At 45.7% G+C, this 11,764-nt stretch carries 10 protein-coding genes and 1 pseudogene; 8 read left to right on the forward strand and 3 right to left on the reverse strand.

Annotation, left to right across the window (positions count from 1 at the left end; translation table 11 throughout):
• Positions 1-10: 10 nt before the first annotated feature.
• The 4 genes from Q384_RS02985 to Q384_RS03000 all read left to right on the forward strand — a co-directional run bounded on the left by Q384_RS02985 (position 11) and on the right by Q384_RS03000 (position 2,877).
• Positions 11-631 (forward strand): MarC family protein, encoded by a 621-nt coding sequence (locus Q384_RS02985; protein WP_037585878.1) that lies wholly within the window; start codon positions 11-13, stop codon positions 629-631.
• A 179-nt stretch (positions 632-810) separates the two neighbouring features.
• Positions 811-1,620: an energy transducer TonB gene (locus Q384_RS12570; protein WP_169740827.1), complete on the forward strand. Its 810-nt coding sequence runs from the start codon at positions 811-813 to the stop codon at positions 1,618-1,620.
• 165 nt (positions 1,621-1,785) lie between these two features.
• Positions 1,786-2,454 (forward strand): MotA/TolQ/ExbB proton channel family protein, encoded by a 669-nt coding sequence (locus tag Q384_RS02995; protein ID WP_037585879.1) that lies wholly within the window; start codon positions 1,786-1,788, stop codon positions 2,452-2,454.
• Positions 2,455-2,463: 9 nt separating this feature from the next.
• A complete protein-coding gene (locus Q384_RS03000) occupies positions 2,464-2,877 on the forward strand; it encodes an ExbD/TolR family protein (RefSeq protein WP_037585880.1) in 414 nt (137 codons plus the stop codon).
• 431 nt (positions 2,878-3,308) lie between these two features.
• Here Q384_RS03000 and Q384_RS03005 read toward each other — a convergent pair whose 3' ends face one another.
• Together Q384_RS03005 and Q384_RS13130 are read right to left on the reverse strand one after the other, a co-directional pair.
• Positions 3,309-3,905, reverse strand: a complete 597-nt coding sequence (locus Q384_RS03005; protein ID WP_037585881.1) for a LysE/ArgO family amino acid transporter — start codon at positions 3,903-3,905, stop codon at positions 3,309-3,311.
• Positions 3,906-4,070: 165 nt separating this feature from the next.
• Positions 4,071-4,211: a hypothetical protein gene (locus Q384_RS13130; protein ID WP_156956413.1), complete on the reverse strand. Its 141-nt coding sequence runs from the start codon at positions 4,209-4,211 to the stop codon at positions 4,071-4,073.
• 251 nt (positions 4,212-4,462) lie between these two features.
• Here Q384_RS13130 and Q384_RS03010 point away from each other — a divergent pair, with 251 nt between their 5' ends.
• The 4 genes from Q384_RS03010 to acnB all read left to right on the forward strand — a co-directional run bounded on the left by Q384_RS03010 (position 4,463) and on the right by acnB (position 10,821).
• Positions 4,463-5,014: a shikimate kinase gene (locus Q384_RS03010; protein ID WP_037585882.1), complete on the forward strand. Its 552-nt coding sequence runs from the start codon at positions 4,463-4,465 to the stop codon at positions 5,012-5,014.
• Positions 4,995-6,083, forward strand: a complete 1,089-nt coding sequence (aroB, locus tag Q384_RS03015; RefSeq protein ID WP_037585884.1) for a 3-dehydroquinate synthase — start codon at positions 4,995-4,997, stop codon at positions 6,081-6,083. The genes Q384_RS03010 and aroB overlap by 20 nt, the downstream gene beginning before the upstream one ends.
• Positions 6,084-6,267: 184 nt before the next feature.
• Positions 6,268-7,932, forward strand: a complete 1,665-nt coding sequence (locus tag Q384_RS03020; RefSeq protein WP_037585895.1) for an AMP-binding protein — start codon at positions 6,268-6,270, stop codon at positions 7,930-7,932.
• Positions 7,933-8,235: 303 nt separating this feature from the next.
• Complete coding sequence (gene acnB, locus Q384_RS03025) at positions 8,236-10,821, forward strand: bifunctional aconitate hydratase 2/2-methylisocitrate dehydratase (protein WP_037585885.1); 2,586 nt, start codon at positions 8,236-8,238, stop codon at positions 10,819-10,821.
• Between the two features lie 711 nt (positions 10,822-11,532).
• Here the strand turns inward: acnB and Q384_RS13135 are convergent.
• Positions 11,533-11,613, reverse strand: a pseudogene (locus tag Q384_RS13135) (IS5/IS1182 family transposase); the annotation flags it as partial.
• Positions 11,614-11,764 lie beyond the last annotated feature (151 nt).

Raw genomic sequence — 11,764 nt, forward strand, 5'->3', positions numbered from 1 at the left:
AGGCAGCCTGATGAGTTTTGAAGTAACCAAAATCCTGCTTGCCTTTTTGGTATTGATTAATCCACTGGCAGCATTGGGCTTGTTTCTGGATCATACCGAAGGCTTAAGCAACCGTGAACGGCAGCACATCGCCAAAATTTGCGCCGCAAGCGTGTTCATCATCATCACCATCTTCACCCTTATCGGGCAATATATTTTAAAAGCACTGGGCATTTCTATCGGTTCATTTCAAATTGCCGGCGGTATTTTGGTATTCTTGATTTCACTCTCCCTAATCAACGGTGCAGCCAACCCGACCAAACCCCAAACCGATAAACTGGACATCAACCGAAGCAGTTTTGCCGTTGTCCCCTTGGCCATGCCGATGGTTATCGGTCCGGGCGGCATTTCCACCGTGGTCATCTATGCTTCAGGCAGCCGCCACTACCTTCATCTTTTATCCATACTTGCCGCCGGCTTAATTTGCAGCTTAATTTGTTACTTTACACTTCGGGCAGCCGCCAAAGTAAGCCACTACTTAGGCACAACCGGCATGAACATTCTCAACCGCATTATGGGTTTACTCCTCGCCGCCGTCGCCGTGGAAATCATCATTTCCGGACTAAAAACCATTTTCCCGAGCATCGCTTGATTGACCTGTACCGCAGCCCAATACAGCCAAACAACTGTTTTTTGCACATGGACACGACTTGTCATTCCGATTTCTACCGTACAAGGCTTGATTGTTTCGGATTGCAACATGATGAAAAAGAAAGCAGTTTAGCCAAACAAAAAGGCAAACCGAAGTTATTTTTTATATTGCAAATAAGAATGATTATTGATTATAATCAACTCATGAGATTTGACAGCCCCATATTCAACCGCTTAGACATCACCGCCGCATTGGCTGCGGTGATTGTGCATGTTTTTTTGCTGGCATCTTTGTGGCAAACGCACAAGCCGAAATTGGATTTTGGTACGGAAGAATTGAGTTTTGTTGATTTATCGGCATTTTCATCTGCTGCGCCATCTGCTGAAAATAAACCTTTGCCCATCAAAACTGCTGTGCCGATTCAACCCAAAACCGCGCTTGCCAAGCAACCGATAAAACAATCTATTATCAAACCCGTGATTCAGCAGAATGCACAAGATGATTTGACACAACCCATTCAAAAGCAATTTGATAAGCCTGTGTCCAAACCGCAATCAGATATGCAAGAGGATACGCAAGCGGTCAATCAAGCAATGCCGGCTGCTGATGCGGCGAAAATAAATGTACCGTCAAGCAACAACAGCAACGATGAAATGGCGGGGAGTCAAAAACAGACCGACGGCGGAACAGGCGGCGGTAAAGTAACACCTGCTACGCATTTGGGCGGGCATCTGGGTAATCTGCCGCCAAACTATCCGCCTGATTCTCGTGATAACGGGGAAGAAGGCAGCGTGGTTTTGCGCGTTGCCGTGAGTGCCGAGGGCAGAGCAGACCATGTGGCAATTAAAAAAAGCAGCGGCTTTCCGCGTTTAGACCGCGCCGCCAGACACGCAGTAAAACGCTATCGTTTTCAGCCTGCCACTCGCGGCGGTGTGGCGATTCCTTATGTTTATGTATTTGCGGTGCATTTTAATTTAAGTAATGGGTGATGCCAAAATACATGTGCGGCGGCAGACAACACAATGCCATGCAGATTGCCTGTTGCCGCATTAAAGCAAAAACGATGTGCTTATTCGCTGATACAAGGTGCGAAGCCGTGAACAGTAATGTGGATAAGGTGATCGTAATTCTATGTTTTTACGGGATAAAATAAAATGAATTTGGGCTTGGTTTTTCAGCAAGGCGATGCGGTATTGATTGTAGTCTTTTTGATTTTGGTGCTGATGAGTATTGTTACATGGACGGTTATTATCGTGCGCAGTATCAAATTGGTTCGTGCCAAACACGGCAATCTTGCGGCACAGACGGCAATTTGGGCTTCAGGCAGCCTGAATGAGGCGCAGCAGTTGGCACAGCAGCATGAGTCTCCGATAAGTGATTTAACCGTATCAGCGATTGAGGCACGGCAGCGTTATCAACACAGCGGACATGGTTCGCTGGCGGCGGCTGTGCCGCTGAATGAATATTTGGTGCGCCAAATTCGCAACAGCATGAGCCAGATTTTGCGCCGATTTGACGGCGGCTTAACGGCGTTGGCATCAATCGGGGCGACTGCGCCGTTTATTGGTCTGTTCGGCACAGTATGGGGTATTTATCATGCTTTGGTGAATATCAGCGTGAGCGGGCAAATGAGCATCGCCGCCGTTGCGGGTCCCATCGGTGAAGCCTTGGTGGCAACCGCCGCCGGTTTGTTTGTCGCCATTCCGGCGGTATTGGCGTACAACACACTGGTGCGTGGCAACAAAACTTTGGCGCAAGATATGGACGGCTTTGCCCACGATTTGCATGCACAATTATTGATGCCCGATAAAACAGGTAAATAAGGAAAAATCATGGCTTTTGGTCAATTAAATTCAGGTGAAGACATGCCGATGGCGGAAATCAATGTAACGCCCTTGGTTGATGTGATGCTGGTGCTGCTGATTGTGTTTATGGTAACCATGCCGGTATTAACGCATTCGATACCGCTGCAGCTGCCTGTGGCTTCCGGTAAAAATACATCCGAGCCGAAAGAGCCGCTGCGCTTATCCATTAGCGAGCGCGGGGAGTATGTATTGGGTGAAACCACTTTTGGGCTACCTGAATTAACACAACAATTCAGAGAAGCCAATCAATCCAATCCCGATACGGTGCTGGCGATTGCCGCAGACAAAGGCGCGGCATACGATTATGTTGCCCAAGTTTTGGCGGCAGCGCGAGACGCGGGCTTGCATAAAGTGGGTTTTGTAACCGAAGAAAAACAGTGAAACAAGGAAAATATAGCTGAACTACCAAATTTTTCAAAATGACTGTCTGGAAAAACTACGGCTAATTATCTGAAATCTGCTGAATGTAAGTCATGTTTGCTTTTTTGAAAAAATAATAGTATAGCTATATATATAGAAAAGCGGACTCACACAACAAATGCAATAAATAATTCAGCAAGTCAATCCACTCGCAGTCCTGACAACATTTCTTTGGACGATTGTCTGCCGCAGATAAATCTTGGTTTGTTGTTTAATCGTTGCATGGCTGTTGTATGATTTTTTCCACTCCTGCATCACTCATCTGATTTATGCAAAGCCGCCTGTGATTACTTTTCTCATGTAATTGGCTAGCAGAGATTGATAAGTAAATAATTTTTCTGTTTTATAGAAAATCTGCAAAAAATCCCATGCTTAAATAATATTTAATCATTTCACAGCAATAAAGATATTGCAATTGACCACATAATTACGCCGATAAGAAAATCCAATATTTTCCACGAGATTGTTTTTTTAAATAAAGGCAGCAGAACCCTTGCACCGTAACCCAAGCTGAAAAAGAAAACCCAGGAGGCAAACATTGCACCCAATCCAAACAGATAGGTATGATTGGGGAATTGAATTGAAATAGAGCCAATCAATATAATTGTATCCAGATAGACATGGGGATTAAGCCATGTAAAAGCCAGACACAATAATAAGATTTTATAAGGGGAATTTTTTTCAATATCACTGGGTATCAATGATTCATTATTATTCAGAGCCGAATAGAAATTCTTTGCGCCATAAAAAAACAGAAAAGAAGCACCAAAATATTTTGCAAAATCTACGATTATCGGGAAACCGCGAATAATTTCAGAGAAGCCGGCAACACCTGAATAGATTAGAATAGAATCAGATAAAGCGCATGTAAAACATACCAAGAAAACGTATTGACGCTTTAGCCCTTGTTTTAAAACAAAGGCATTTTGTGCGCCAATCGCTAAAATCAGAGAAAAGCCAACACCAAAACCATAGAGAAAAGCCGTCATAATCAATTTTCCACATAAAAAATATTAAGATGCACTTATAAAATTATAGAATAGGTTGATTTTTAAATTGTTAATTGTGAAATCATTATCTTGGCAATCCTAAATATTACTCGTGATGACAGCAGGGTAAGTTTTTTAATTTCACTGCCAACAGACGGATCAAATTCAATCGACCAAACCTCCTGCCATATCATCGACAAGTACATGACACCATTCCAATGCGTCGGCTTCGTGCTTTTTATCCGCTGTCATGACTTTGTAACCCTCATCAAAGGCGATGGTCATTTTTTTTGACATTTTAAACATGCCTTAAAGCGTAATACATATGTAGTATAAAAGAAAGCCTTTCAGCCTTAATCGGGATCATCGAACAGGCACTTCCTTTTTCCCGCTTGAAAAAGAAATTCCTCTTTTGGCTTTATTTGCCTGCTCATAATAAAAACGAAGCAAGAGGTTGTATCAAATCAAAATACGCCGCGGTGCAACGCCATTTTGGCTTTAAAAATCTGCCGCCGTAAACGAATGAACCCTGCCGAAATTTCCCTTTTTCCGCTACAATGCCCGCCATGAAAACGGCAGCCAATCTTTTTTTAATCGGTTTAATGGGTGCGGGCAAGACCACTTTGGGTCGCTCTTTGGCGGCTCGGCTTGATTTTGACTTTTATGACAGCGATTTGGTCATCATTGAACGCACCGGCGTGAGCATTCCCACTATTTTTGATATGGAAGGCGAAGCGGGATTTCGTGCGCGCGAAGCGGCGGTCATTGATGATTTAACCCGCTTAAACCGCATTGTTTTGGCAACCGGCGGCGGTGCAGTGTTGTCAGCTGTCAATCGGCAGGCACTAAAAAATCGCGGCACAGTGGTGTATCTGCACGCCCAGCCGTCATTATTGCTGGAGCGCACGCGGTTGGATAAAAACCGTCCTCTGCTTCAGGTAGCCGACCCTTTGTCCAAACTCACCGAGCTTTATCAGGCACGCGATGCGCTTTATCGCGCCGCCGCACATTTGGTTATCGACATTCACAATCAGCATTGCCAACACACCATTCAACAATTGCTGTCTCTTCTGAAAAGTGAAGGCTTCCATGCAAACCTTAACCGTTAATACCCCTTCCCATGCCTACCCGATTTTTATCGGTACTGATTTGGCAAAACGCGCCGATGCGGTGCTGAAACCTTATCTTGGCAGCAGCCGCGCTGTTATTATCAGCAATGAAACCGTTGCGCCGCTGTATTTGGCGCAGTGGCAGCGCGCGTTAGACCAAATCGGCTGTGCGCATTTCAGCATTATTCTGCCCGACGGCGAAGCCTATAAAAACTGGGAAACTTTAAACCTGATTTTTGACGGGCTGATGCAAAACCGCGCCGAACGCAAAACCACACTGCTGGCATTGGGCGGCGGTGTCATTGGTGATATGGTTGGGTTTGCTGCTGCGGTCTATCAACGCGGTGCACCGTTTATTCAAATTCCCACCACTTTGCTGAGTCAAGTGGATTCTTCCGTTGGCGGGAAAACTGCGATTAATCATCCGCTGGGCAAAAACATGATTGGTGCGTTTTATCAGCCGCAAGCGGTGATTGCCGATTTGGGCTGCCTGAAAACCTTGCCGCCGCGCGAATTTTCCGCCGGTATGGCAGAAGTCATCAAATATGCTTTGCTGGGCGATGCCGATTTTTTAAGCTGGCTGGAGCAGCACATCACCGCCTTAATGGCACAAGAACCCGAAACGCTGGCTTATGCCGTGGAACATTGTTGCCGCATGAAAGCCGACATCGTGGCACAAGATGAAAAAGAACACGGCATTCGCGCTTACCTGAATTTAGGGCATACATTCGGACACGCCATTGAAGCCGAGATGGGCTATGGCAACTGGCTGCACGGTGAAGCGGTTGCCGCCGGCATGGTGCTGGCATGCCGCTTATCCGAGCAATTGGGCTGCCTGAAAACGGCGGATACCGAACGGGTGATGCGGCTCTTAAAAGCGGCGAATTTACCCATCGAACCGCCTGTCTTTACATCGGAAAAATGGATAACCCATATGCAGCACGATAAAAAAGTGGAAAACGGCGTGATGCGTTTTGTGGCTCTGGAAAGTTTAGGCAAAGCCTGTGTATTGAATGATGTGAATAAAGAGCAATTGACGGCGGTTTTAGAGCCGTTTTTGCCAAATTAAACAACATTGACGCGAAGGGGGCGGAGAATTCATCGTTTGTTGCGGCGGATTTTTTTAACGGCATCGTTTCCGCGCAATAGCGGTGGGTATTTTGTACTGAAAGCAGTTTTTATCAGATTTTATTACTATCATTTATAAAGTGAACCGCCGCAGAAATCGGTTCATGCTGCAAGGAGAAAACGCCGTGGAAAAAATTTGGTTAAAAAGCTATGAAGAAGGTGTCCGCGCCGAAGTAGATGTGCATGCTTATGCCTCTGTTTGCGCTGTTTTTCATGAAAGTGTAAGAAAATTCGGCAATCGGCCAGGGTTCAGTAATTTTGGTGTTACCAAAACCTATGCCGAAACCGCTGCTTTAGTAAACACGTTTACTTCTTATTTGCAAAATGTGCTGAATATTCGCAAAGGTGATCGGGTTGCGGTGATGATGCCCAATGTTTTGCAATATCCTGTTGCGGTTTTCGGTATTTTGCAGGCAGGCGGTGTGGTGGTGAATATTAATCCGCTCTATACCCCGCGTGAATTGGCGCATCAATTGCACGACAGCGGCGCAACCACCATTATTGTGCTGGAAAATTTTGCCGACACGCTGGAAAGTGCTTTGGCGGAAACGGATATTAAAAATGTCATTATTACCAGCATGGGTGATTTGCTGGGTGGTTTAAAAGGTGCGCTGATGAATTTTATCGTGCGCAAGGTGAAAAAAATGGTGCCGCCGCACCGCATTGCCCATGCGATTCCTTTTCAGGCAGCCATGAAACAAGGTATGGAAAAGCCGTTTATTTCCGTGCCGCTGCAATTGGAAGATTTGGCATTTTTGCAATACACAGGCGGTACAACCGGCGTTGCCAAAGGCGCGGAACTCACGCACGGCAATATTGTTGCCAATATGCAGCAAGCAGCGGAGTGGATAAAATCAAAATTGATTGATGGCAAAGAAGTGGTGATTACCGCCCTGCCGCTTTATCATATTTTTTCGCTCACCGTGAATTTAATGATTTTCACCAAACACGGTGCGCACAATGTGTTAATCACCAATCCGCGCGATTTGCCTGCGTTTATCAGAGAATTAAAGCGTTACCCTGTATCGGTGTTCACCGGTGTGAATACCTTATTTAACGGCTTAATTCACCGTCACCGCTTTTCCACCCTTGACTTTTCCACGTGGAAAATTGCATTGGGCGGCGGCATGGCGGTGCAGCAAGGCGTGGCAAATGAATGGAAACACATCACCGGCATTCCCATTATCGAAGCCTACGGCTTAACCGAAACCAGCCCGGGTGTATGTGTGAACCCTTTAAATGCAACCGAATACACCGGCTGTATCGGTTTGCCGATTCCCAATACCGACATCGAAATCCGCAATGAAGCCAATGAAGCCTTGGGTGTGGGTGAAGCGGGAGAATTGTGGGTAAAAGGACCGCAAGTGATGCGCGGCTATTGGCGGCAGCCTGAAGAAACCGCCAAAGCCATTGATGCACGCGGTTTCTTTGCCACCGGCGATATTGTTATGATCAGGCAAGACGGTTATCTGCGGCTGATCGACCGCAAAAAAGACATGATTGTGGTGTCCGGGTTTAATGTGTATCCCAACGAAGTGGAAGATGTGGTGTCTTTGATGCCCGGTGTGCTGGAAGTGGCTTGTATTGGCGAACCCAATGAAAAAACGGGAGAATCATTGAAATTATTCGTGGTGAAAAAAGACCCCGCGCTCAGCCAGGAAGACATCATTGCCCATTGCCGCAAAAACCTCACTGCTTATAAAGTGCCGCGCAATATTGAATTTTGTGAAGAACTGCCCAAATCCAATATCGGTAAAATTCTGCGCAAAGATTTGCGTAAATCGGCGTGAGTTTTCAGCCGCTGCCGTGTTTTGTTTGTCATGATGATGAGGTGCTTTCAGGCTGCCTGAAAAATCTTTGCTTTTGGCGATAGGTTATTTGTATCACTGTTGTTTTTAAAAAAGGTTTTACCCCAAGCCCGTTGCGGGCTTGGTTTCTATTTGCCGTAAATTGGTTTATGATAATACAGCTGGTGTCATACAAATCAGTTGATTAAACCGTTGCCGCTGTGCCGCCGTGATGTCAATATGATTTAAAGCAAGCCGCCAGAAATCAGAATAAGAACCCTGAATCATTACAAAAGGAAGTTAAACATGTTAGAAGCCTACCGCGCCGCCGCCGCTGAACGCGAAGCCTTGGGTATTCCCGCTTTGCCGCTCACTGCCCAACAAACCGCAGAATTGGTTGAATTATTAAAAAATCCGCCGGCAACTGAAGGCGAATTTTTATTGGAACTATTGTCGCACCGCGTGCCGCCCGGCGTGGATGATGCCTCTAAAGTGAAGGCCTCTTTCTTGGCGGCAATTGCCGAAGGATCGGTTTCCAGCCCCCTGGTTTCTCCCGAATTGGCAACCGAATTATTGGGAACCATGCTCGGCGGCTACAATATCCACCCGCTGATTGAATTGCTGGATAACGCCAAATTGGCACCAATAGCCGCCAAAGGGCTGAAACACACTTTATTGATGTTTGATTCTTTCCACGATGTGGAAGAAAAAATGAAAGCGGGCAATCCGCACGCCAAAGAAGTCATTGAGTCTTGGGCAAATGCCGAATGGTTTACCGAGCGTAAAAAAGTACCGGAAAAAATCACGGTTACTGTGTTTAAAGTAACCGGAGAAACCAATACCGATGATTTATCACCCGCACCCGATGCGTGGTCGCGCCCCGATATTCCGCTGCATGCTTTGGCAATGCTGAAAAACCCGCGAGACGGCATCACGCCTGATAAATCAGGCGAAATCGGTCCCATTAAATTACTTGAAGAATTGAAAGCCAAAGGCAATTTGGTTGCTTATGTCGGCGATGTGGTCGGTACCGGTTCTTCACGCAAATCCGCCACCAATTCGGTGATTTGGCACACAGGAGAAGACATTCCGTTTGTGCCGAATAAACGCTTTGGCGGTGTGTGTTTGGGCGGCAAAATTGCCCCGATTTTCTTCAACACTCAAGAAGATTCAGGTGCATTGCCAATAGAGGTTGATGTTTCCCAATTGAATATGGGCGATGTGGTTGATATTTTGCCCTACGAAGGAAAAATCATCAAAAACGGTGCAACCGTTGCCGAATTTGCATTGAAATCATTGGTATTGCTGGACGAAGTACAAGCAGGCGGGCGCATTAATTTAATTATCGGGCGCGGCTTAACTGCCAAAGCACGTGAAGCCTTGGGTTTGCCCGCTTCCGAAATATTCCGTCTGCCGCAAACACCGGCAGCGAGTACCGCCGGATTTACGCTGGCGCAAAAAATGGTGGGACGTGCTTGCGGGCTGCCTGAAGGAAAAGGGGTTCGCCCGGGTACTTATTGCGAGCCGCGTATGTCCACCGTGGGTTCACAAGACACCACCGGCCCGATGACCCGTGATGAATTAAAAGATTTGGCGTGTTTGGGTTTTTCTGCCGATTTGGTGATGCAGTCATTCTGCCATACCGCCGCTTACCCCAAACCCGTTGATGTCAAAACCCATAAAGAATTGCCTGAATTTATTTCGTCTCGCGGCGGCGTATCATTGCGCCCGGGCGACGGCGTGATTCACTCTTGGTTAAACCGCTTGCTGCTGCCCGATACCGTCGGCACAGGCGGCGATTCGCACACCCGCTTCCCTCTTGGCATTTCTTTCCCCGCAGGGTCCGGCTTGGTGGCATTTGCCGCCGCCACAGGCGTGATGCCTTTGGATATGCCCGAATCGGTGTTGGTGCGCTTCAGCGGCAAATTACAGCCCGGCATTACCTTACGGGATTTGGTAAATGCCATTCCTTTGTATGCAATTAAAGCGGGTTTATTAACGGTGGCTAAAGCGGGTAAGAAAAATATTTTCTCCGGCCGTGTTCTGGAAATTGAAGGCTTGCCTGACTTAAAAGTAGAACAAGCCTTTGAATTGTCTGATGCGTCTGCGGAGCGCTCGGCGGCGGGCTGCACCGTTAAACTCAACAAAGAACCTGTGATTGAATACCTGAAATCCAATATCGTGTTGATGAAAAACATGATTGCCGATGGTTATCAAGATGCACGGACATTAAAACGCCGTATCCAAAAAATGGAAGCATGGCTGCAAAGCCCTCAATTGCTGGAAGCCGACAAAGACGCGGAATATGCCGCCATTATTGACATCAATATGGACAACATCAAAGAGCCGATTTTGGCGTGTCCGAACGATCCTGATGATGTGAAATTCCTGTCAGACGTAGCGGGAACAAAAATTGACGAAGTATTTATCGGCTCGTGCATGACCAATATCGGGCATTACCGCGCCGCTTCCAAATTGTTGGAAGGCAAAAGCGATATTCCCGTGCGCTTGTGGGTTGCCCCGCCCACCAAAATGGATGCCGAAGAATTGTCAGATGAAGGTCATTACAGCGTTTTGGGCAATGCCGGTGCACGCATAGAAATGCCGGGCTGTTCATTGTGTATGGGCAACCAAGCTCATGTGCGCGAGGGCGCAACAGTGGTGTCCACCTCCACCCGCAACTTCCCGAACCGTTTGGGCAAAAACACCCAAGTGTTTTTAAGCTCCGCTGAATTGGCGGCCATTGCCGCTAAACTGGGACATATCCCGAGCATCAAAGAATACCAAGAAAGTGTTGCCATTATCGCTGACAAAGGCGTTGAAATTTACCGCTATATGAATTTCAATGAAATTGAAAGCTACGAAAAAGTGGCAGAAAGCGTTGCCGTTTAAGCGGTTATTTTTCGGTATTTGTTGATTTAAAACACGCCGTGTATTTCAGGCAGCCTGCTTGGAGTATGCGGTGTGTTTTTGTATTTGCTTTACTTATTGCTACCCTTAATTAAATATTGCGTATTTTATGGTCGCTTTTTGCATCATGTGTCGTTGCTCATCGATTAAAAGGTGTTTATATTAATTCCATCTATAGCTGTACTATTATTTTTTTCAAAAAAGAAAACATAACCTATTCAGCAGATTTCAGATAATTAGCCGTAATTTTTCTGGCTAGTCGTTTTGAAAAATTTAATAGTTTAGCTATATGTTTTTTTCCTGCCTTTTTTATTCAGATCTTCATTTACCTTACTAAATTAATTATAAATAAAAAAATGACAATTAATACAAAGATTAAGTGCGAATTATCAGCAAGTATTTGGGTATTGAATAAAAATAGGGTTTTCAACTTAAATCTATACTAAGACAAAGCTAACTTCAAAAAATAGACGATGTACAAATCCGATATTGAATCTGTGCATCGTTTATATTACTGATGATAAAATTTTTGCCCAGTATGCTATTTAAGCGCAAGGTGCAATATTGGAAAAGGTCTTCCCTGCTCATCTTGCTCAGAGCGGCCAATAATCTGAGAACCTATGTTCAATAACGTTTAAGTAAAGTATGCAAATGGGAAATGATGAAATCATTTTCTTGATGTTTGCATTTAATCTCGTAATCCTTACTGAGTAACCTTGAATGATTTACCCAAGCAAAGGTTCGTTCAACAACCCAACGTTTAGGTAAAACCAGCCATTCAGGCGTGATTCGGGCAGAAATATCAACGCCAATGCCCAATTGGTCAGCGACATTTTCCTCAAAAGTCTTGCGGTAACCCGCGTCAGCACTAAACCGTTTGATGGTTGGGTATTTTTCAAATGCCTTTTTGGCAACCGAAATACCG

Origin of the sequence: Stenoxybacter acetivorans DSM 19021 (assembly GCF_000745895.1) — a bacterium.
GTDB classification, from domain to species: Bacteria; Pseudomonadota; Gammaproteobacteria; order Burkholderiales; family Neisseriaceae; genus Stenoxybacter; species Stenoxybacter acetivorans.